The organism is Corynebacterium sp. HMSC074A09 (genome assembly GCF_001811545.1).
In the GTDB taxonomy this organism is placed as follows: domain Bacteria; phylum Actinomycetota; class Actinomycetes; order Mycobacteriales; family Mycobacteriaceae; genus Corynebacterium; species Corynebacterium hiratae.
On the sequence record NZ_KV805138.1, the window covers coordinates 62,090 to 84,173 of the forward strand.

19 protein-coding genes and 1 tRNA gene are annotated in these 22,084 nt (G+C 58.9%); 12 read left to right on the forward strand and 8 right to left on the reverse strand.

Annotated elements, in window-relative coordinates; genetic code table 11:
- Complete coding sequence (locus HMPREF2807_RS04325) at positions 1–1,674, reverse strand: alpha-keto acid decarboxylase family protein (RefSeq protein WP_070510729.1); 1,674 nt, start codon at positions 1,672–1,674, stop codon at positions 1–3.
- A 13-nt stretch (positions 1,675–1,687) separates the two neighbouring features.
- On the reverse strand, positions 1,688–3,169 hold the full coding sequence (locus HMPREF2807_RS04330) for an amino acid permease (protein WP_232751621.1): 1,482 nt from the start codon (positions 3,167–3,169) through the stop codon (positions 1,688–1,690).
- Positions 3,170–3,198: 29 nt separating this feature from the next.
- Between HMPREF2807_RS04330 and HMPREF2807_RS04335 the strand changes: the two genes are divergently transcribed.
- The 4 genes from HMPREF2807_RS04335 to HMPREF2807_RS13880 all read left to right on the forward strand — a co-directional run bounded on the left by HMPREF2807_RS04335 (position 3,199) and on the right by HMPREF2807_RS13880 (position 7,004).
- A complete protein-coding gene (locus HMPREF2807_RS04335; RefSeq protein ID WP_070510730.1) occupies positions 3,199–4,353 on the forward strand; it encodes a PucR family transcriptional regulator in 1,155 nt (384 codons plus the stop codon).
- A 45-nt stretch (positions 4,354–4,398) separates the two neighbouring features.
- A tRNA-Ser gene (locus HMPREF2807_RS04340) sits at positions 4,399–4,487 on the forward strand.
- An 817-nt stretch (positions 4,488–5,304) separates the two neighbouring features.
- Complete coding sequence (locus HMPREF2807_RS04345) at positions 5,305–5,964, forward strand: hypothetical protein (protein ID WP_070510733.1); 660 nt, start codon at positions 5,305–5,307, stop codon at positions 5,962–5,964.
- Positions 5,965–6,308: 344 nt separating this feature from the next.
- On the forward strand, positions 6,309–7,004 hold the full coding sequence (locus tag HMPREF2807_RS13880) for a chymotrypsin family serine protease (RefSeq protein WP_141745871.1): 696 nt from the start codon (positions 6,309–6,311) through the stop codon (positions 7,002–7,004).
- A gap of 496 nt (positions 7,005–7,500) precedes the next feature.
- Here HMPREF2807_RS13880 and HMPREF2807_RS14000 read toward each other — a convergent pair whose 3' ends face one another.
- The 5 genes from HMPREF2807_RS14000 to HMPREF2807_RS04370 form a co-directional block, all read right to left on the reverse strand.
- Positions 7,501–7,782: a PIN domain-containing protein gene (locus HMPREF2807_RS14000; protein ID WP_070510735.1), complete on the reverse strand. Its 282-nt coding sequence runs from the start codon at positions 7,780–7,782 to the stop codon at positions 7,501–7,503.
- Between the two features lie 179 nt (positions 7,783–7,961).
- The gene (locus tag HMPREF2807_RS04355) at positions 7,962–8,324 is read right to left on the reverse strand and encodes a DoxX family protein (RefSeq protein ID WP_049157746.1); all 363 of its coding nucleotides are present in this window, start codon (positions 8,322–8,324) and stop codon (positions 7,962–7,964) included.
- On the reverse strand, positions 8,321–8,896 hold the full coding sequence (locus HMPREF2807_RS04360) for a TetR/AcrR family transcriptional regulator (protein WP_070510737.1): 576 nt from the start codon (positions 8,894–8,896) through the stop codon (positions 8,321–8,323). Before HMPREF2807_RS04360 ends, HMPREF2807_RS04355 begins: the two co-directional genes overlap by 4 nt.
- Positions 8,897–8,958: 62 nt before the next feature.
- Positions 8,959–9,348: an NUDIX hydrolase gene (locus HMPREF2807_RS04365; RefSeq protein WP_005292595.1), complete on the reverse strand. Its 390-nt coding sequence runs from the start codon at positions 9,346–9,348 to the stop codon at positions 8,959–8,961.
- A gap of 20 nt (positions 9,349–9,368) precedes the next feature.
- Positions 9,369–10,553, reverse strand: a complete 1,185-nt coding sequence (locus tag HMPREF2807_RS04370) for an Nramp family divalent metal transporter (RefSeq protein ID WP_011272788.1) — start codon at positions 10,551–10,553, stop codon at positions 9,369–9,371.
- 174 nt (positions 10,554–10,727) lie between these two features.
- On the opposite strand from HMPREF2807_RS04370, the gene HMPREF2807_RS04375 reads away from it, so the two are divergent.
- The 6 genes from HMPREF2807_RS04375 to HMPREF2807_RS04400 all read left to right on the forward strand — a co-directional run bounded on the left by HMPREF2807_RS04375 (position 10,728) and on the right by HMPREF2807_RS04400 (position 18,189).
- Positions 10,728–13,268 carry a YhgE/Pip domain-containing protein gene (locus tag HMPREF2807_RS04375; protein ID WP_070510739.1) on the forward strand — a complete coding sequence of 847 codons (2,541 nt, stop codon included), beginning with the start codon at positions 10,728–10,730 and terminating at the stop codon, positions 13,266–13,268.
- Positions 13,268–15,316: a YhgE/Pip domain-containing protein gene (locus tag HMPREF2807_RS04380; protein ID WP_070510741.1), complete on the forward strand. Its 2,049-nt coding sequence runs from the start codon at positions 13,268–13,270 to the stop codon at positions 15,314–15,316. The genes HMPREF2807_RS04375 and HMPREF2807_RS04380 overlap by 1 nt, the downstream gene beginning before the upstream one ends.
- A 104-nt stretch (positions 15,317–15,420) precedes the next feature.
- The gene (locus tag HMPREF2807_RS04385) at positions 15,421–16,785 is read left to right on the forward strand and encodes a TrkH family potassium uptake protein (RefSeq protein ID WP_070510743.1); all 1,365 of its coding nucleotides are present in this window, start codon (positions 15,421–15,423) and stop codon (positions 16,783–16,785) included.
- 1 nt (position 16,786) lies between these two features.
- Complete coding sequence (locus tag HMPREF2807_RS04390; RefSeq protein ID WP_070510746.1) at positions 16,787–17,470, forward strand: potassium channel family protein; 684 nt, start codon at positions 16,787–16,789, stop codon at positions 17,468–17,470.
- Between the two features lie 60 nt (positions 17,471–17,530).
- Positions 17,531–17,893: a YidH family protein gene (locus HMPREF2807_RS04395; RefSeq protein WP_046648866.1), complete on the forward strand. Its 363-nt coding sequence runs from the start codon at positions 17,531–17,533 to the stop codon at positions 17,891–17,893.
- On the forward strand, positions 17,890–18,189 hold the full coding sequence (locus HMPREF2807_RS04400; protein ID WP_070510748.1) for a DUF202 domain-containing protein: 300 nt from the start codon (positions 17,890–17,892) through the stop codon (positions 18,187–18,189). The genes HMPREF2807_RS04395 and HMPREF2807_RS04400 overlap by 4 nt, the downstream gene beginning before the upstream one ends.
- A 106-nt stretch (positions 18,190–18,295) precedes the next feature.
- Here HMPREF2807_RS04400 and HMPREF2807_RS04405 read toward each other — a convergent pair whose 3' ends face one another.
- The gene (locus tag HMPREF2807_RS04405) at positions 18,296–19,204 is read right to left on the reverse strand and encodes a DUF559 domain-containing protein (RefSeq protein WP_070510750.1); all 909 of its coding nucleotides are present in this window, start codon (positions 19,202–19,204) and stop codon (positions 18,296–18,298) included.
- Between the two features lie 392 nt (positions 19,205–19,596).
- Here HMPREF2807_RS04405 and HMPREF2807_RS04410 point away from each other — a divergent pair, with 392 nt between their 5' ends.
- The gene (locus HMPREF2807_RS04410) at positions 19,597–21,171 is read left to right on the forward strand and encodes an SLC13 family permease (RefSeq protein ID WP_070510752.1); all 1,575 of its coding nucleotides are present in this window, start codon (positions 19,597–19,599) and stop codon (positions 21,169–21,171) included.
- 33 nt (positions 21,172–21,204) lie between these two features.
- Positions 21,205–22,084, forward strand: an 880-nt coding sequence (locus tag HMPREF2807_RS04415; protein ID WP_070510754.1) for a GTP-binding protein, incomplete at its 3' end; no start/stop codon positions are given.

Below are 22,084 nucleotides of genomic sequence, written 5' to 3' on the forward strand. Positions count from 1 at the left end.
TTAGGCGTTGCGGGGGCCGCGGGGCCCGAAGTCGAAATCAGCGGTCTGGGGGCCGAAGGCCTGGAGTCCCTTCGGTGCATCGAAAGGATCGAGGCGCACCTCGAGGAAGGCGCCGCGCTCTGGATGAGCGGCGATGTCCTCCAAGGCCTTGGACAATTCGCCCTCTGTCGAGGCCACGTAGGACTCCATCGTGGTGTCCTTCATGAACACCTTCGGCAGCGCCGTGTAATCCCACATTTGGATCTCGTTGTACTCGCGTTCCATGCCCAGAATGAAGCGCTCGATGGTGTAGCCATCGTTGTTGACCAGCACGATGATGGGCTTGAGGTCCTGGCGCAGGATGGTGGAGAGCTCTTGGGCAGTGAGCTGGAAGGAACCATCACCAATGAAGAGGACGTGGCGGCGCTCCGGGTTAGCCAGCTGCGAGCCCAGCACGCACGGCAGGGTAAAGCCGATGGAACCCCAAATGGTGGAATTGATGTACTGCACGCCCTCGGGCATGCGCTGTTGGCCCAGACCGATATTGGAGGTGCCGGCCTCGGCGATGACCACGTCATCTTCCTGGATGAAGCCGAGCATCTGCGGCCAGATGCGCTCCTGAGTCAGCGGGGCATCCGGGTTCGGCTCGAAGGGCTCGGGCTGGAATTCTTTGGTTGCGGTTGCCTCCGCTTCCGGGATGCGGTCCAGGAGGACGTCGAGAAGCTCCAGCGTATTAATGCCCACGAAGAACTCGCCGTCAGCGTTGAGGTGCTGGTCGCCGAAGTTGTAGACGCGGGAGTCGGCCAGGTTGTGGGTGAAGGAGCCGGAGTTGACCTCGATGAAGCGCGGGTTCGTGGTGACTAGGAAGTCGGACTTTTCGATGCGCTCCTGCACGCCCGGGGCAGAGGCCGCGCCGTTATAGGTGCCGATGAAGAGCGGGTGGCGCTCAGACAGGATGGCCTTGCCGGAGGAGAGCTGGGAGTAGGGCAGCTGGGCCTTGTCGATGATGGCGCGGAACTTCTCGGTGAAACCGTGGCGGTTGGTGTCCTGATCGATGAGGATGATCGGGTCCTTGGCCTTCGCGAGGTGCTCCAGCACGTAGTCCGCAGCGGCGTTCAGGCGCTCCGGATCGGAGGTTGCGAGCTCGGTGGAGAAAGGTTCGTCGGGGACCTCGATGGTCAGGTGAGTGATATCGGAAGGAATCTGGATGTGGACCGGGCGCTTTTCGCGCAGGCAGGTGTGCAGGGCGCGGTCGAATTCCTCGACCACGTTCATGGGGGACACACGCGTGGCCACCTCGGTGAAGGGCGCGAAGGAATCCAGCATGTTGGCATAGTCGCCGTCGGCAAGCGAGTGGTGCAGGTTCCAGCGGAACTCGGTTGCATACTGCGGCGGCGCGCCGGCGAGGGATACTAGCGGGACGTGCTCGGCACGTGCACCCGCAATGCCGTTGAGTGCGGAAAGCTCGCCCACGCCATAGGTGGTGAGCAGGCAGCCCACGCCCTTCTGGCGGGCATAGCCGTCGGCAGCATAGGCGGCGTTGAGCTCGTTGCAGGCGCCGACGAAGCGGATGCCCTCGGAGGCCTCAATCTGCTCGAGGAAGCTCAGGTTGAAGTCACCGGGAACGCCGATGATTTCGGTAATGCCGATGGCTTTGAGGCGGTCCAGGATGAAATCACCAATGGTGGTCTGCATGAGAGGGTCCTTTCTACTTGGTTCGTGCGTCGTGGCGCTTCTTGCCCAGCCAGATGAGGGCCAAGGTCACAATCCAACAGGGTAGGACAATGGCACCGGTGCGGTAGTCGGGCAGCGTAAACATTAAGGCGACTATGAGGGCGAAGAAGCCCAAGCACAGGTAGTTAGCGATGGGGTAGAGGGGTGCGCGGAAAGCAGCATCCGGGCAGCGCTTGCGGAAGTTCAGGTGTGCTATGGCAATGGCGGACCAGGAGATGAGCTCCGCGCCGACGATGATGGCGAGGAGAACAATCAGGATCTTGCCCTCGAAGAGGAAATTAAGCAGCACGGCAGAACCCATGAGCAGGGAGTTGAAGAGCAAGGCGCGAACCGGCACGCCCTTGGCGCTGACGGAGTTGAAGAAGGGCGGGGCTTGGCCGCCGCGGGAAAGATCCCGCAGCATGCGCGCGCCGGAGAAGGTCATGGTGTTGAACACGGAGACGGCGGCGACGAGCACGATGAGGTTGAGGCCCGTGGCGGCGGCCGTAATGCCTAGGGTGCTCAGCGCGCGTACGAAGGGGGAGGTAGAGGTATCGAGCTCATTCCACGGAGCGAGCAGCACGATGATGCTGATGCCGCCGACGTAGAAAATGAGGATGCGCCAGATGACGTTGTTGATGGCCTTGGGCAGGCTTTTAGCGGGATCCTGCGCCTCGCCCGCGGCGGTACCAATGGAGATGATGCCGCCGAAGGAGAAAATCACCGCGACGAGGGAGAAGAGCATGCCGGTAGCGCCGTTAGGAAAGAAGCCGCCGTGCTCAGTGATGTTGCTTAAGCCCAGGGCGGGCTCCGGGGTGAGGCCGAAGACAATGGCCGCGCCGACGACGATCATGAGGATGAGCGCGGCAACCTTGATGAGGGAGAGCCAGAATTCCGCCTCGGCGAAGGCGCCGACGTGCACCAGGTTGATGGCGGTGACGATAACGAGCGCGACGAGAGCGGTCAGCCAGTGTGGGATTCCGGGGAACCAGAAGTCCATGATGGTTCCGGCAGCGGTGAGCTCCAGCATGCCGACGACGATGGTGGTAAACCACCAGTTCCAGCCGGTGACGAAGCCAGCGATGGGGCCGATGTACTCGCGGGCATACGCGCTAAAAGAACCGGCGACGGGGTGCTCCACGGCCATCTCACCAAGCATGCGCATGATGAGGAAGATGATGAAGCCGCCGATGGCATAGGCGGCGATAACGCCGGGGCCGGCCTCCTGGATGGAGGCGCCTGAGCCTAAGAAGAGGCCCGTGCCGATGCACGAGCCGAAGGCGATCATTTGCAGGTGGCGCGATTTCATGCCGCGCTGCAGGCCGTCGTCTGCACTGGTGTTATCGCTGGCGACAACGTCCTGTGCCCTGACGGAATTGTTGGTTGTGGTCATGTAGACGCCCTTCATGAACGTATATGTGTGACGTGGGTCATTTAGCTGTAGGGGATTATTGCGCAGCACAGTTTTGTTTGTCACTAGACAATATTCTTAAGTATCTTTGACATATGTCAAAAGTGCCGCCCCCGCAGCTGATGAACATTCAAGACATCGTCGACGATTGTGCCCAGATCCTGCAGCGTTCCGTTGAGGTGACTACCCCCGCCATCGCGGTGATCGCGGCCAGCGCTCAGATTGGTGCCATCGATAAGAACCGTGCGGCCTCTATTCTTAATCGCACCCCGCCCCCGGAGCCGATTCCGTGGATGCTCAGCTTCGGAATCCAAGAGGCTGTGCTGCCGGTACGCCTGCCCGCCAACCCGCGCTATGACATGCTGCCCCGCGTGGTCATTCCCCTGCGTCACGAGGACAGGCTGGTGGGCTACCTGTGGATCATCGATGAGCCCGCGCTGGGCGACGCCCCCTTGGCCCGCCTGGATTCATTGCTTGCGCCCCTTGCCAGGCTTATCGACGCACGCGATGCACCCCTCGCTGCCCGCGCCCAACAACTCGGTGAGCTGGCCCGCGAGGTGCTCACAGGTGATCCGGCTGCGCTGGCCGGTGCGCGGGAGCGCGATCTCTTGCCCTCCGATGGTGAGCTGACCGTGCATCGCGTGCTGGTGGAAGGCGATCAGCGTGCGGTGGCCGTGGAGCTTGCGCGCCCCTTGGTGCGCCGGCCCTTCTTGGTCGCGGATTCCCACGATTCCCTCGTGCTCGTTGAGTGCCGCCGCGACGACAAGGACACCGAGGCCCTCATGGAGGAGCTGCAGAGTGCCGCGCTTGTCACCGGCGCTGAGGTGGTGGCGCGTGGCTCGGCGCCGACGGCCCCGCAGGCGCGACTCATGGCGGACGTGGCCAAACTCTGCGGCCAGGATTCGCTGCGCTGGGAGGAGGCCGGTGCGTGGCGGCTGCTGCGCGGGTGGGAGCTGACCCAAGCAACGGTGGTGGAGATGAGCCCGGATGCCGCCGTGCTTCTCGACGACCCTCGCAACTCCTACTGGCAGACCCTGCTGACCTACTTTGAGCATTCCCGCAACGTCTCCGCGACCGCCGCTGCACTCTACATTCACCGCGCCACGCTGCACTATCGCCTCGACCGCGTCCGTGAGATTCTCGGGCCCGGCGTGCTGGATGATGGCTGGCGCTGCGCGGCTCTCTACGTTGCCCTTAAGCTGCATGCGGCGCTTCAGGGAAAGAATAGGGAAGCCCCATTTTGTCCCTAGGGGAAGCGCTCAGGTAGAGTGATGGACGATTCATTGCGAATCGCTGGAGACGTGCCAGAGCGGCCGAATGGGGCTCCCTGCTAAGGAGTTGACTTACTTGCGTAGGTCCGGAGGTTCAAATCCTCTCGTCTCCGCAAACTACAGAACCCGAGTCATCGTTTCACCGGTGGCTCGGGATTTTACGTTTTCAGTTCCTTCGTATGCCGACAGCCCGTGAGCAGGGAACTTAGAATGAAGGCGCTGACCTTAATCTGTGCTGGCTGGGAGCGTCATGGAGTTACTAAAAGAGCCAATTTGGGATGTGGAAAGTAACGCGAACATCGATCCCGATGAGAACTTTGTCCGAATATTTTGTTCTTTCCAAAATTCATGAGTGCTATTCCCCTCAGCCACTTCCCAAAGCAACGAACGGCATAGTGAGGTGGGGGATGAAAAAGAAGTAAATATCGGGCGAATGTGCTTGATGGCGAAATGGGGCAGGGGTGGTTCCGAAGAATTTTTGGTCGCCTAATTCAGCACTAGCGGCAGGACCAATACACCGGTTGAGAGCGCGAGCATGCCTAAGCAGTTGATCCAGAATTCACTGTCGAGGAAGTGGGCGCGGACACGGGCTGCTGAGGCTGCGCAGAAATATGCGATGACTCAAAACATGGATGCGATTCCTACGCTTGGGAACCAGAGTCCGTCGATGACTCCTGTGGCTGCGCGGCACTTGATGACAATGAGCGCCCACCACCAGTCTTTGGGGCGCTGGTTAACCCGAGTCTCAAAAGACTAGGGTTTGCGGGGAAGGGGAGGGATTATATGCCTTCTTGTGCGCCCTCGCAACAAATCTTGAGGAAGTTTATACAATAGTCTACATTTTACATCTTTTGCTTCCAATTATCCCTACTGGATGTAACTCTAGGGGTGTCCGATTTTCAGCCATCTTTTCTAGAAAGGATTATGGACATGTATCGTCTCAAGAAATCTACGCGTTTAGTGGTGCTGGTTGCGGCAGCAACAGTTTTTGCACCAGTCAATGCTAGTGCCGGTACTGAGACTGACCTCGCTGAGTCGACTCAGAATAATGCCTCTCAGTCTTCTGTTTCCTCAGAAGTTGCGGAAAAAGCAGATTCCTATGTTTTCCTTCAGGGAGACCAATTCGCGATTGCTAGAGAGGCAGAAAGCGCTCTTTCGCAAAAGGAACTGCAAGAAATCAAAAATGAAGTAGAGACTCAGAACGAAAGGATCAGCGAGGCCAAGGCTGATAGTAACCTTGAGATGAAGGTGGCGGGAGACTCGATAACTTTCTGGGAAAAAGGGCCGAAGATTTCGAGCGCTGATGATGATGACATTGATCCATACTTTCAAGAGGGTCGGAATGGAATTGAATTCCATGGGACTTATGTGAGGGTGCTACTGTCTAAAACGACGATTAACCGGGTGGGTGGCGGTGTCACAATCGCTGGAGTCTGGATTCCCGAGCCAGTTCTTTCCAAAATCCTAGCTACTGGAGGGGCTATTGCTGGTCTTGCGCCCGGTGGTATGTATGCAGACTATGGCATTGGTTCGATTGTGGCTGGCGCTTTCACACATAATGCATATCCTCAGCGGGTTGGTTTTCAATAAATTATCCTTCCTCTAAACAGAAAGGGGTTTAGGGAAAGGTAATTGGAATTTTGCCATATGGATGTTTCTGCATTGTTCAGATAACAGTCCAAGAGAATCTGCCGCCTGGCAAGAATAGAAATGGTTCTGGAGAGTAAAATATGTGGAAAAAGATATTGGCCACTGTGGGCGTTTTATTGATGATGCTTTCCGCTCAACTTCAGTGGCCGTATGGGGTCACGATTGCTCTAGCAATTTTGGTCATTTTCCTTGTGTTTGTTCCATCTGGGAAGAAGTAAATATCTGAGCAGAGGTGGGTATTTTAGCGGGCCTGCCTCTGTTTTAGATTGATTATTTATTAAGTTATGAAACAAAATACTATTTCTATAGTAGGCAGGCTAGCTCTTTTCTTTCTGGCTAGCGTATCTTTTGGGGCCACGGCTTCATCAATATCTACTGCTCAACAGAGGAATTTCGATCCTCTTTCATATATTGAAAGTGGAGATGAGGTGCAGGTGGGTCCTCCCCGAGGGGCGGTGACGTGTTCTGTGACTATCATTTCCCAGCAGCGGGCCTTGACTGCCGGTCATTGTGGTGAAAGTGCGGATGAAGTGTATTCGAAAGGTAGGCGTATTGGAAGTATTGGTGAAAACTACTTGTGGAGTAACCAAGGGATAGATGTTTCAGAAATACTTCTTGATCCTCCGGTAGATTACGTTCTTCGGGCTGATAAAATTAGTGATAAAAGTATCGAAATACCTTCAGCTATTTTTGCAAAAACCTTTCTCGGAGGGAGAATTGATGGGGTTGTCAACGACAAGAACTTATATTGTGAGGCATTTTCCATCAATGGGAGAGAATATCAGGCGCGAACTCTAAAGGCTCAAATGACTTCAAAACCTGGGGATTCAGGCGCCCCTGTCTATAATCCTGCAGGAGAATTGGTGGCCCTCATTGAAGGCGGCAATGGGAAAGGGGATACTACTATCACGCCGCTTTCTTTCCTGGAGGAAAAACTCTCTGAAGACTCTTCTTCTAATGAGTGTAAAGGAAATGGTTAAATTACACAGCCTGTTTGCTAGGAGATTTTCCGCTTTATCTAACGACTAGTTGCAGCTGCTACGCAAAAGAGGAGGCGGAATCTGCTCAACGACTTCCTGCGCTAGCGACGAGTCGGATTTGGACGGTGTTGGTTGTTGCCGAGTGTATTTTGTTAGTCGGCGGACGTAGCGCCATCGGCAGATGCCTCAATACTAGTCCTTGTCCTAACATCGAGAAGTTTTAGAGTGCGTTAATTTTGTCGCTTTAGTCGAGGGCTTGTCGGTTTATTGATTGCTTGATTTCGCTGCTTCAACTTATAGAACCCTAGTCATCGTTCACCGGTGGCTCGGGATCTGCGTTTGTTGTTGTCATTCTAGAAGCGGGTGCCAGCGCAGCTCTCGGAAGCGGGCAAAGCCCTGATCTTGGCTCAGTAAGGTTGCTTCTTCTTCTATTACGGACGCGGCTATCCAGGCATCAGGGATGTCGCTGGCTTTAAGCTTGTGCAAGCGCACCAGTTCAGTGAAGGTTGTCCAGGTCCCTGGGCTGGAGCTCAAAAGAGTGCCCGTTTGGGGCCGCTAAAATGGTATTGAGTGCAGTCAGTGCTTGCTGGGCGGTTAGTGGTTTGTGGAATAGCTTGTGGTTGGTCATAACTCGAACAAGGCCCGTTGCCACAACATCCAGGAGCCCAATTGTTTCATGCCGATTCAGCGCACCACTTAACCACTGCTGAGCGGGTTTATGTTGTGGTGCTGCGGAGTGGAAGGTATAAACGAGAATGTTGACATCAGGAATGATCATCGAGCACCGCCCATACGGCTTCTTTGTCGCTGAGATCAACTAGAGCTGGTTCGCCGCAATCGAAGGAGGGGAGGTTTATCCTGGTGTGCATACCTTTAGGGTAGAAAGCATCAAGTCATCAATCAATAGGTGCGATGATGCATCTTCCTTCTGGAAGCCGTGAATGGTTGACTGGTGTCTTAAGTCAGTGCGAGCGTCAGGATCGGTACTCCGATGGAGAATGCGAGCATGCCTAAGCAGTTGATCCAGAATGCGCTACCGAGGAAGTGGGCGCGGACATGGGCTGCTGCGGCCGCGCAGAAATAGGCGATGACTCCAATCATGGCTGTGATTCCTACGCCGGGGAACCAGAGGCCGGCAATGAGTCCTACGGCGGCGAGGCACTTGATGACAATGAGCGCCCACCACCAGTCCTTGGGGAGTTTGACGCCGCTGAGGCAGGCTTCGATGAAGGGGACTGGTTTGAGGGAGAGGGCGGCGTCGCCAAGCAGAATGGCTGCTAGTAGAAGGGAGGGCCAGGCTGGGGAAGATTCTAGGATCATTGGGTTATTCCGAATGCGGTGTTGAGGCGTTCGATCGATGAGGCGGCTTGGGATGTGAGGTGCTCGGTGTCGTAGATTCCGGCGGCCCAGCCGATGAGTAAGCCGAGGTAGACGTTGTACAGCAGGTCGGCGTACTCGGCCGCATCGGCGCTGCTGAGCCTGGTGCCGAGTCGCAGGGTGATTTCATCGGTCAGGAGCGTTTTGAGTGCGGTGAGCGCTTCGCCTTGATTGCCTTGTTGGATGAGTGCTGCGCCAAAGGCGCGGGAGAGCTCTTCGTGGCCGGTAAACATCTGGAGGAAAGGTCTCAGGACATCGAGAAGGCTATCGGATTGTCCCCGGATGTCATCGTGGAGTTCTGAAATGTGTTGGCCAATGGTGCGGATGAGCAGCGTTTGTTTGTCGCCGACTCCCATGACGGTTCCCACGCTAACGCCAGCTTCGGATGCGATAGTCCGGATGCTGGTGGTGGCGTAGCCCTGAGTGAGGAAGAGTTCGTAGGCGGTGGCTAGGACCTTGCTGACGGTGCCAGCTTTGGCGGCCGAGCGCGATGAGTGAACGTGTTCAGTGAACATGTTCAAAAGGGTAGCTCTTGATGGTTTCGAGGTCAATGACGCCGAAGTGTTGACAGTTGGCGCTAGGCCAGCGTGGGGAAGACGCGGTCGCGCAGCAGGTGTGCAAGCTCGCGGTCGGGGGCTGCTGGGTTGACCCAGGCGGTGTCGCCGATTTCGGCGGCGGCATGGGGTTCGTCGGCGGTGACGGTGCGGGTGTAGGTGAAGATGGTGCCGACGACGACCTCGCCCGGTTCGTTGGCGGCGGGAGCGTCGAAGGTGCCGAGTTTGTTGAGGCTCTCGGCGTCGAGGGTGAGGCCTACTTCTTCGGCAACTTCGCGCAGGGCGGCGTCGACAAGCGCCTCGCCCGCCTCGGGCTTGCCGCCGGGCAGTTGGTACTTGGTGGAGGACTTCTTGCGCACGGTAAGCACGTGGCCTTGTGGGTTGCGGATGACGACGGCTGCTACTTCAATCATGGCTGCTGATTGTAGGCGGCCTAGAGCAGCGGCAGGAGCACGAGGGCGAGATTGAGTGCGATGACCAGCGCGGCAAGCGTCCAGCCCACGGCCATAGACCAGGGTTTCGCGGCGAACTCACCCATGACGTCCCGGGAGCCGGCATAGCGGAAAAGCGGGATGATGGCGAAGGGGATGCCCAGGGAAAGAAGTGCCTGGCTGACCACCAGTGCCATAGTGGGGTCGACCCCGCAGCCGATGATGACCAGCGCCGGGATGAGCGTGACCAGGCGGCGGACTAGTAGGGGGACCTTGATGTGAAGCAGGCCGTCCATGATTTCGGAGCCGGCGTAGGCGCCCACTGACGTCGAGGCGAGGCCGCTGGCCAGCAGGCCGATGGCGAAGAGAACGCCGGCCAGCGGGCCGAGGTGGCTGGCAATCGCCGTGTGGGCCCCGGAGATGGTCTCTGTGCCGTCCACGCCGTAGAGGGCCGAGCCCGCCAGGACCAGCAGGCCCACGTTGACGAGCCCGGCGATGGACAGCGCCACGGCGATGTCCGCGCGGGTGCCGGCCAGCACGTGGGGGATTTCCAGGTCGGGGTAGCGCTGCTTGGTCAGGGAGGAGTGTAGGTAAATGGCGTGCGGCATGACGGTGGCGCCCAACATGGAGGCGGCCAGCAGGATGCTGTCCTTGCCCTCTAGGCGGGGGATGAGGCCGCCGGCCACGTCGGCGGGGTCGGGCGGGGCGATGGCGAGGCCGGCAAGGAAGCCGATGCAGATGACCAGGAGCAGGCCGATGACAAGCCCCTCGAACCACTGGTTCTTCTTCTGGAAGATGAGGAGAATGATGGAGACCGCGCCGATGATGAGCGCGCCCGCGAACAGGGGGAGGTTGAAGAGGAGTTGCAGGGCAATGGCGCCGCCGATGACTTCGGCGAGGTCGGTGGCCGCGGCGATGAGCTCGGCCTGGGCCCACATGCCTAGGCGCGCGCGGCGGGAGAGACGCTCGCCCATGATTTCCGGCAGGGAGCGGTGGGTGACTAGGCCCAGTTTGGCGGAGTGGTACTGGATGAACATGGCCATGAGGTTGGCCACGACGAGTACCCACACCAGGAGGTAGCCGTAGTGGGAGCCGGCGCTGATGTTGGCGGCTACGTTGCCGGGGTCGACGTAAGCCACTGCAGCAACGAAGGCGGGGCCGGTGAGGCTGATTAAGGTCTTACGCATAGGCATCTCCATACCAAAAGTTCAACTACTTGAAGTCTAGTTTTCATCGCCATATGTTCAAGCCAGGGGTTTGATCCGGCAAACCATGTTAAAGTTTATTTGTTAATTATTTAAATTACTTTATGTATTTTGGCTGGTTAGAGACAGGGAGGTGCAACGGGTACACTGCCTTCAGTGCGCCAAAGTTGGAAGATTTTTATCAGAGATGTAGCCAGGCTTGGCCGCGTCCCCAGGGCGTGGATCATTCTCATCGGGCTCGTCATCACCCCCGCGTTGTATTCATGGGTGAACATCGCGGCTTTTCGTGACCCTTATGGCCATACCAACAACATCAAGGTGGCCGTGGTCAACGAGGATAAGGGTGCTAACAATGAGCTGACGGGGAAGATAGATGTCGGCAGCGAGGTCATTGAGAAACTCAAAAAGAATGACCAGCTAGGCTGGCAATTCCTCGAGCGCGATGAAGCCGAGAAAGCTCTTTTAGAGGGAGACGTGTATGCCTCGGTGACGATTCCTGAGGACTTTAGCGAGAACCTCGTGAGCATGCTCGACGGGAAGTTCACGCAGCCCCAGCTGGTCTACCGTGTCAACGAGAAGAACAACGCCATCGCCGTGAAGATCACGGATACCGGTGCCAAAGGTCTGGACAAGCAGATTACGGCAGCCTTCAAGGAGCAGGTGGCCACGGTTGCGGCGGAAAACGTTAAGGACACCGGTACCGACTTCGAGCGAAAAATCACGCGCGCGATGAACAACACCAGCTCCGCGTTCGGGGAGACCGCGCAGGAGATTGACGGCAACCGCGAGAACCTTGCGCGGATCCAGGGAAAGCTTGACGCCGCTGCTGATTCCACGTTGGGAGCTAAGTCTACGGTGGCCAATGTGAGTGCTGCGCTGGGCGACGCCCAAACAGCCCTCGCCGAGGTCTCCTCCCTAGTCGAGCAGGCCCAAGGGGGCATCGGTGACTTCACCGACCAGACCACAGGTGCCTTCGTCAGTGGCGCAAGTGCGGTGGCGGACGGTACCGCCCAGGCGCAGGAATCCATTGCGGATGTCACAGCTGGCCTGAACCAGGCCGGTGACCGTTTCGATTACGCCACGCAGCGAGCGAACACTGCCATTGACGCGAGCGCAGAATCGATTGCGCAGCTTAAAGCCCTGCGCGATTCCGCAACGCTCTCACCGCAGGTGGCCAAGGAAATTGATGACGCGATCCAGCGCCTTGATGAGGGTAATGAATCCAACCGCCAGTTGGTGGGAAACCTCAGCGCGCTGAGCAAGGATACTCAGACCGCGGCGGACAATGTGCAGGCTAGTGCGGAGGCCATCAACCAGGCAGCGGCCGATACTAAGGCCACCTCGCAAACGCTGCGCGATACCGTGACGACGGCCGTGCCGGAGATCAACCGCGCCATGAGCAGCCTGAGCTCCACGGCGAGTGCTTTGAGCTCCACCCTGGAAGCCCAGAAGGGCACCATGCAGGAGGCAGACGGTCTCCTAGATGGTGTGGCCCAGCAGCTGCGGGCCACGAAGGACACCTTGTCCGATTTCGATGCCAACCTCCTTGCCCTACAGGACAGTTTGCGCGCTATGCAGGGTGATGTGGGTTCGCTGCGTGCTGCGATGAACTCCAAAGTCGTTCAAGATGTCACCGGGCTGGATGCGGAAGAAATCGGTAAGTTCTTTGCCGAGCCCATCGAGCTGAAGACCGAAACCGTGTACCCGGTGGACAGCTACGGCTCCGCCATGGCGGCGCTGTTTACCAACCTCTCCCTGTGGATCGGCGCCTTTGTCCTCATGGTTATCTTCCGGGTCGAGGTGGATAAGGAAGGATTCCACCGCGTCACGGTGGGCCAGGCCTACCTAGGCCGCTTCCTCCTCATGGCCTTGATGGTCATCATCCAGGCCATCACGGTGACCGTCGGTGACCTGCTCATCGGCGTGCAGACCGTGAACGCGCCTGCCTTCATCCTGACGGGCGTGCTCGTGGGGCTGGCCTACTTGAGCATTATCTATGGGTTGTCGACGTCGCTGGGGCACCTCGGCCGCGGCCTCTGCGTGGTCTTTGTCATTATCCAGATTCCGGGTGCTTCGGGCCTGTACCCGATTGAGCTGTTGCCCAACTTCTTCCACACCATCTACCCACTACTGCCATTCACGTACGGCATCGATGCCATGCGTGAAACCATCGGTGGGTTCTACGGCAACCACTATTTCAAGAACATGGGCGTGCTCGCCTTCATGTTCATTCTGTTCTTCGTCTTCGGCCTGTTGCTGCGTAAGGCTTTGGCGCACTTCAACGTCATCTTTAACCGCGAGCTGCGGGATACCGAGCTCTTTGACTATGAAAATGTGCAGGTTGTCGGCTCCGGCTACCGCATCGCGGACGTCATCCAGGCGTTGGATAGCCGCAGTGGTCTGAAGAAAGATTTGGACCGCCGCGCGCATGACTGGGGCTACTGGCTCAAGCTGGTGGCCATCGCCGGTGTTATCGGAGTGGTGATCCTCATCGTCGTCTCGGGTCTCTTGCCCGACCAGAAGCCGCTGCTTCTGGCTATTTGGACGGCATGGTGCTTCCTCATCATTATCGCCGCGGTCACCCTGGACTACCTACGCATCAGTCTGAAGCAGTCCGCAGAGCTGGTGACGTTGGATGAGGATGACATCAAACATCCGGCTCGCATCGGGGCCGACTCCACGGAGGGGGATAACTAATGCGTGGAACACTCGATCTTTTCGTCAACGACATGCGCACCGCATGCCGCAACGTGATGAGCACGGTGATGCTCGTGGGCCTCGTCGTTATCCCGATGCTGTTCACCTGGTTTAACGTTCTGGCCAGCTGGGATCCCTTCGATAACACCAGCCAGCTCAAGGTGGCGGTGGCTAGCAAGGACACCGGCTATAAAAGCGATCTGTTGCCGGTGCCCATCAACGTCGGCGACCAGGTGCTCAATGAGCTACGTGCAAACGAGCAGCTGGATTGGGTTGTGACGACTTCCGATGAGGCGATTGAAGGTACCAAGTCCGGTGAGTATTACGCAGCCATCGTGCTGCCGGAAGATTTCAGTACCGACATGATGAACTTCTACACGGATGGATCCAAGCCCGCCGACTTGTCCTTCTATACGAATGAGAAGAAGAATGCGCTGGCGCCGAAGATCACTGGTCAGGGTGCAGAAGGCGTGTCGGCTCAGGTGGCCGAGGCCTTCACCACGACGGTCGGTGACGTCTCCTTCGATCTGGTCACCTCACTCTCCGACTTCTTGAGCCAGGGCGATACCAAGGCTGTGTTGGACCGGATGCAGGCGCGCGCGGATGGCGTGCAGACCCAGCTCGATATGGCCGCCCGTACCGCGCGTTCCCTCGCTGGCCTCGTGGATACCGCGGTTCCGCTCATGGAAAGCGCCCAGCGCATTGCGGACTCGGCGGACCTGGAGCTGCCGGAGATTCAGTCCTCCTCGCTCAACGTTTCCACGGATGCGCTGCAGCAATCGCTCGATGCCACCAGCGCTAGTTATGATGTGGTGCGCCAACGCATTGATGCGCTTTACGACGACGCCTCCGCCTCCCGCGCCGACCGCGTCGCCGCGCTCAACACCTTGGCCGGCCAGGTAGAAGGCACCATTGCCCAGTATCAGAACCTGCACGGCCACATTGAGGCCCTGCCAATTCCTGCCGGGGATAAAGAGAAGTCGCTCAGCCGTATCGAGGAGGCCATCGACGCGCAGCGCACTCTCCACGCGCGCCTCACTGCGGCCGCGAATGCTCCCGAACCCACGAAGCCGGATCTCTCCAGCATCGACAATGCCAAGAAGGCAGTGGAGGGAATCTCCACCTCTGGTCTGCGCGAATCCCTGCGTGCGCTGCAGGACTCCCTGGGCCAGGTGAGCGCGGATCTGGATACCGCGAAGACTCCCGTCACCATTGATTCCTCTTCCCTGACGGATGCTCGGGATGCGGTACAGAAGCTCGCCTCTGGCCTGCAGGATAAGGCCAACAAGTTCGGCGACCTGCGGAAGGATATCGACTCCGCTGCGGCATCCGGGGATCTGAAGAAGTTGGCGGACCTCATCGGTTCCGATCCGGATGCCTTGGCGCGTGCGATTGCGGCTCCGGTGGACGTCGACAGGCAAGCGGTCTACCCAGTCAAGAGCTTTGGTGCCGGCATGACACCCATGTACACGGCGCTGGCCCTGTGGGTCGGCGCGCTGCTGACTGCGGTGAGCGTGCGCACCGACGTGGTGGACAAGGACAAGTACTCGCCGATGCAGCGCTTCTTCGGCCGCTTTGGAATGTTCGTCGCGGTTGGTCTCATGCAGTCGACGATGCTCATCTTGGGCCTCATCTTCTTCGTGGGCATCGAGCCCGCGCACCCGATTCTCATGCTGCTGGCAGGCTGGGTTAGCTCGCTCATCTTTATGCTGATTTGCTACACCTTCGTGGTCTCCTTCGCCAACGCAGGCAAAGCCTTGGCGGTGCTCATGCTGGTGGTCCAAGTATCGTCGTCGGGCGGTGCCTACCCCTTGCAGGTGCTCCCGGACTGGTTCCAGAACATTAGCCCGTGGTTGCCGGCGACCTATACCATCCGTGCTTTCCGCGCGGCCATCGCCGGAACCTACCACGGTGATTACTGGCTCTCCCTGTTCGCGCTCTTGCTCTTTGCCGTACCGATGCTCGTGTTGGGCGTGGTCTTCCACAAGCCGCTGGAGAAGTTCACCAACGGCTGGGTGGAGACCTTGGAGAAGACCAAGCTGATGTAGTGCTTACCGCACGGTGCAGCCGATGCTATTTACATAAAACTCTGGAGATACTCACAGGTTAGTGGGGTCCCGTGAAACGGCACCCAGCGGTAAGCTGAAACGCTGTGAAACGCGGTCATTTCCTGGGCCCAGCTCGGCTCACCGCCGCGGGCTTTATTCTGCTTATCCTCGTGGGAACGGTGCTTCTTATGCTACCGATTTCCGCCAACGTTCCGCAGTGGACTCCGTTCTTGCCTGCGTTTTTTACGGCAACCTCAGCGGTCTCTTTGACGGGTCTCGTGGTGGAGGACACCGGAACTTATTGGACGCCCTTCGGCCAAGTGGTCATTATTACGCTCATCCAGCTGGGCGGCCTCGGCATCATGAGTTTGGCGTCGCTATCTGGCATGCTTCTGACCGGCCGCATCAGCTTCAAAGCTCGCAGAACAAGTGCCGCGGAGGGCCGCGCCGTGACTTCTGGCGGAATTCGCCGCGCCTTGCTGCTTACCTTGGTGATGACTCTGATCTGCGAGGCCATCGTTGCCGTATTTATCGGCGTGCGTCTAGCCACTGAGCATGGTGTGGCACCAGGACGCGCGGTGTGGGAAGGCATCTTCCACGCTATTTCGGCCTTCAACAACGCCGGCTTTAGTACCTATTCCGATAGCGTCGTTTCCTTTGCCGCCGATGCTTGGATCCTGTTGCCCCTCGCCTGCGCCCTGATTACCGGTGGCTTGGGCTATCCCATGCTGGCGGAGTTCGTGCGACGGGCCCGCGCACGGCTAACACGCTGGCGTGGTGGCACGCCGCGCATTCACCGCATGTCCATGACCGCCCGGATGACGCTGGGCGCCACCGCGTTCTTGCTGCTGGGCGGCACCGTGGTTTTCTTTCTCGCAGAAAACTCTGGGGTACTACACGGGATGCCGCTGGGACAGAAGCTGATCAACGCCTTCTTCATGAGCGCTTCGCCCCGAACGGCAGGTTTCAACGCCATCGACTACGGGGAAGCGCACCCGTTGACGCTGATGGTCACGGACATCTTGATGTTCATCGGCGGCGGCTCCGCCGGTACAGCGGGGGGCATCAAGGTGACGACCGCATGCGTTCTGGGCGCGGCGATGATCTCTGAATTTTTGGGCCGGGAAGACACCTCCATCGGGCACCGTCGCCTGCCGCTGTCCACCTTCCGCCAGGCCCTCGCGCTGACCGCCGCCGGAATGATCGTCGTTGCCGTAGGCGTGGCAACGCTGCGCATCTGGGACCCCGAGTTCACCGCGGACCAGGTCACTTTCGAAGTCATGTCCGCCTTTGCCACCGTGGGTTTGTCCACGGGTATTACCGCAAGTTTGTCCGCACCATCACAGCTCATGCTGTGCCTCATCATGTACGTTGGCCGCGTAGGCCCCACCACCTTCGTGGCGGCACTGGCCGCCCGGACTATTAGCCTGCGCTACCGCTACCCAGAAGAAAGGCCGTTCATTGGCTAACATGTTCAGCGCCCTGCGGCGTGAGAAGACGTCCATCAATATTCCGCCGGTCGTCGTCATTGGCATGGGGCGGTTCGGTTCTTCCCTGGCCCGTGAATTGATGGAGCATGGCGTGGAGGTTCTTGGCATCGATGCCGAGGAGAAGCACGTGCGCGAGCACGCCGCGTACCTCACCGAGGCGGTGACCGCGGATACGACCGACGCCGAGGCACTCCGCCAGCTGGGCGTTGATGAAGTGGAACGCGTGGTCGTGGCCATCGGCTCCGATCTGGAAGATTCCATCCTCACCGCCTCGAACTTGGTGGAACTGGGAGTAGGCGATATCTGGGCCAAGGCAGATTCGGATGCGCACGCCCGTATCCTGCGCCAATTGGGAGTGCACCACGTGATCCGCCCAGAGCGCGATACGGGCCGCCGCGTGGCGCATCTGTTGGGCGGGCGCTTCGAGGACTTTGCGGAGATCGCCACCGACTATGGTGTGACGGCGATGACCCCGCCGGCGTCGATAAGCAAGCGTCCGCTCAACCTGCACCAGGTGTGGGAAGAGCACAACGTTCAGCTCATCTCACGCTGTGAGGGGCCTGGCCAGTGGCGCCCGCTTGTCGACGGCACCGAGCTCACCCACCGCGACCTCATCGTCGTCGCCGGTAGCCCCGCGGATCTGGAGGCCTTCTCGCAGTCCTAAGCGCGGTGCCTGGGGTGCCTCGCACTGTGGAGTGAGGAGCGGGGCGCTACAGTGGCGCGTATGACGAAGGCACGTTTTCCGGGCTCGGTGTATGGAACAGGGGAGGAACCCGACCCGCGCTTCAGCATGGCTAATGAGCGCACGTTCCTGGCGTGGATTCGCACGTCGCTGGCCTTTATCGCCGGTGGTGTGGCTCTGGAGACCTTCGAGCTGCCGCTGAACACCACGCTGACTCGCGTCGTTTCTGTCATCATGCTGATCGTGGCCATCATCCTGCCGGCGGTGGCATGGTTTCACTGGGGTGCTTCGGAACGAGCGATGCGCCATGGGCGTCCGCTCCCGGCTAGCCCAGCGTTGGCGTTGATTGTTGGTGTGGTGATCATCATCGGCCTGATGATTCTGGTGGGCGAGCTGCTAGCGTGAGCGAGCTTTTTGATCCCGGCCTCCAACCCGAGCGCACCCGCTTAGCCTGGCAGCGCACGGGTCTAGCCGGCCTCATCGCGGGTTTGCTGGTCGTTCGTTCCGTGGCGCCATGGGCGGCTCTGATTGTAGGGGTAGTGGTGGCCGTGGTGCTGTGGTTGGCCACCGCCAAGCTCCGCCATGTTGACGAGATCCTGGCTCGGGCCCAATCACCTGCCCTGCCCGGAGCTCCGGCTCTTGCCGCCGTTGCGCTGGGAACGATGATTCTCGGGGCGGTTGCCTTTGCCGCTATCTGGTAGAGCCAAACCCCCAGACCTCGATCCCGCAACCTGCAGGTGGGCGTCGCCAAGCGCTTGCCGACGCCCCACCGCCCACCAGGGAGTTGCGGGATCGAGGTCTGGGGATCTAGCGAAGGTTCCTAGGCCCCGCAGCTAAGTGCCGCGCGATGTTGTTGATGAAGTCTTCTGGAGCATCGCGCAATTCTTGGGGTGAGAAGCGTAAGACGACAAAGCCCTGGTTGAGGAGTGCCTTTTGGCGTTGGTGTTCGGCTCGAATTACCTCTTCCAGCTCGTTTTCGTATTTCACATTGCCGTCAATTTCAATGAGCAGCCAGTCATTGATCGCGAGGTCGGCGTAGTACTGATTGACTCGGTATTGGGCGCGCAGGCTGCGAACCGCGGGAAGGCCCGCGTCTAGGATAAGGGCACGCGCGTAGGACTCCCAGGGAGATTCGGAGCTGTTGACACTATGTTCCACGGCCCGACGTGCATCCGCGACTCCTTTCACACGGCCCATGTCGCCGAGTACCCAGTTGAGGGTGTCCTTTGAAACCCGGCGTGACCGTACATAGTCTGCGGCGACGAGACCTTCGACGAAGCCATCGAAACGCGCAATGTCGATCGCTGTGCGTGCCAGGGACGTAACCCGGATCCCGTGGACTTCTGTGACCTGATTGTTGAGTTTCGTTTGCTTGTAACGGAAGTATTGGCGCTTGGATCTTTGGGGAACGGAGTTTGAAGGGACTGTCGCGAAATACTCGCTCGGCGTTGTGAGCGTAGGGATGCCATGGATGCGAGCAGCCGCTTTGCCCAGGAGAGTTGCCCGCGGTGCGGCACGTGCATGGGCATAAACCTCTGCGGTTTCCTGCTCCCAGGGTTTTAATTGCAGCCATCGGTGTAGCGGAATGGCATAGCACCACGCGAGCTTATGAAATTTCCTCGCGTGGATTTTGCTCCATCGGGGGTCGTCGTTGCTGAGCGTGCGCAGATCGACCATGTGGGTGTCTATGTAGTGAAAGATGCCTAGGTTGTTCATGGCTTACTTTTAGCGCATTGGCATGGATCGCGCGCGGCGAGCGGTACGCAGGGCTAAAGCCCCAGACCTCGATCCCGAAACTCCCTGGTGGGTGGTGGGGCGTCGGCAAGCGCTTGGCGACGCCCACCTGCAGGTTGCGGGATCGAGGTCTGGGGATCTGGGGGAGGGGAATTGGCTGCGGACTGCCCACACATTGGTGAGCATTCTTTGCAGCTAGTCTGCGAAAGATTTTGCTAACAGGGGTGAATCTGTGGCCTTAGCGGGGGTAATGGGGCGAAAGTGTTTGTTGGCTGTCTGTGGTCTCGATAGCCTGAACGTGTAGGCCCATTCAGTGATCTTAATAACTCTCTCAACTGAATGGGGGCTGGTTAACCAGGAAAAGGAGGGGGCAGATGACTACCCCGCACACTCACGTCTCAACTTCGCATACGGAGGGCGAGGACGACCGCGGCGTCGATACGCGCGAATGGCGCCGCATGGCTATTGGCCTTATCCTCGGTCTCGTTTTGGCCGCTCTTGTGTGGTTTCTCTTTCCCAGCAACGCCGTAGAAACGGTGCTGGAATCACCCGGCGCTAAGGAAGACACCGAATACACCCAGAGCGCGCTGCGCGCCGTAGCGGCCGTGACCATTCTCATGGGCGTGTGGTGGATGACGGAGGCTATCCCACTGGCCGCCACCGCGCTTTTGCCGCTGGTTATCTTCCCGCTGGCCGGTGTGGGCAGCATCAAGGATGTGGGTGCGCCCTATGCCTCGTCTACGATTTTCTTGTTCATGGGTGGCTTCCTCATCGCGTTGGCGCTGCAGCGCTGGAACTTGCACCGCCGCATGGCGCTGTTCGTGGTCAAGGTTGTAGGTACCTCGCCTAAGCAGCTGATCCTCGGCTTCATGCTGGCCACCGGCTTCTTGTCTATGTGGGTGTCCAACACCGCTACCGCAGTGGTCATGCTGCCGATTGGTATTTCGGTGCTTTCGCTGACTGCCGACGCCGTCGGTGGCATGGCTAACCAGAAGAAGTTTGCCACTGCGCTCATGCTCGGTATCGCGTATTCGGCGTCGATTGGCTCGCTGGGCACGCTCATCGGCACCCCGCCGAACACCCTGCTGATGGGCTACATGAAGGAAACTCACGGCATCGTCCTCGGCTTTGGCAAGTGGATGATGGTGGGCATGCCGCTGGCATTCATCTTCCTGTTTATTGCCTGGTTCATGCTGGTTACCGTGTTCAAGCCGGAGATGGACAAGATTCCAGGCGGCCGCGAGCTCATTGATTCCGAGATTGAAAAGCTTGGCCCATGGACCGGCCCGCAGGTCATGACGGGCATCATCTTCCTCGGTGCCGCCTTGGCCTGGGTGATCATTCCCTTCTTTGTGAGCAAGGAATCCAACTACGATGACGCAATCGTGGGCATTGCCGCTGGTTTGCTGCTGTTTACCATCCCGGCCGACACGAAGACTGGCGTGCGCCTGCTGGATTGGAAGACTGCGAGCGAAATGCCGTGGGATGTGCTCCTGCTCTTCGGTGGTGGCCTGTCCCTGTCTTCGATGTTCAACAAGTCCGGTTTGTCTCTGTGGATTGGTGAGATGGCCAAGGGGTTGGGCAGCCTGCCCATCATCCTGCTCATCGCTTCGGTGGCCCTGCTCGTGCTCTTCCTGACGGAGATCACCTCCAACACCGCAACTGCGGCGACCTTCCTGCCGATTATGGGCGGTGTGGCCGTGGGTATCGGCCTGACCGAGAATGGCGACATCAACGTCCTGCTGCTCACCATCCCAGTGGCGCTGGCCGCAACCTGTGCCTTCATGCTGCCGGTGGCGACCCCACCGAACGCGATTGCCTACGGTTCTGGTTACGTCAAGATTGGCGACATGATCAAGGGCGGTATTGGCCTCAACCTGATTGGCTGCGTGCTCATTACCATCACTGTCTACCTGCTTGCCGTTCCGGTCTTTGGGTTGGTCCTGTAGCCCTCAATTAATGAAAAACGTTATCATTACGGGATGGCTACACCCGTTACCGTGCTGTCCGGATTTTTAGGCAGCGGAAAGACCACCCTTCTCAACCACCTGCTTGCTAACCGTGAGGGGCGCAAGCTGGCGGTTGTTGTCAATGACTTTTCCGAAGTCAACATCGACGCCGCCCTCGTCGCCGGCGAGGGCCATCTTGAGCGCGGCGAGGACCGTTTCGTCGAACTCTCCAACGGCTGCATTTGCTGCACGTTGCGCGAGGACTTGATTGAGTCCGTCAGCAAGCTGGCTCGTTCCGGCCGCTTCGATCAGATTGTCATCGAGTCCACCGGCATCTCTGAGCCCATGCCCGTTGCCGCCACTTTCGAGTGGGAGTTCGGGGACGGCACCACGCTTGCCGACGTCGCCCCTATCGACACCATGGTCTCCCTCGTGGATGCCTCTACATTCCTGACTAATCTTCGCCGCGGCCGCAGCTTGGTCTCCGAGAACATTGAGGCCACGCCTGACGACGACCGCACCATCGCCGATCTCCTCGTGGATCAAGTTGAGTTCGCCGATCTCATCCTCATCACCAAGACGGACCTGGTGGAGGCCGCCGAAACCGAGCGCGTCATCGCCACCGTGCGTGCCATGAACCCCCGCGCCCGCGTCGTGCCGGTGACCAACGGGGTCATCGATCCCGCGCTGGTTCTCGATGCCCACCTTTACGACGCCGCCACCGCTGCGGCCTACCACGGCTACGCCGAGGAGCTGACGAACCCGCACACCCCCGAAACCGAAGAGTATGGCATCTCTTCGGTGGTCTTCCGCGCTGACCGTCCTTTCAACCGCGAGCGTCTGCTCAAGGCCTTGCGTGCTAGCACTGGCTTAGTGCGTTCGTGTTATGTCCATGGACTTTTTGGACACGGAG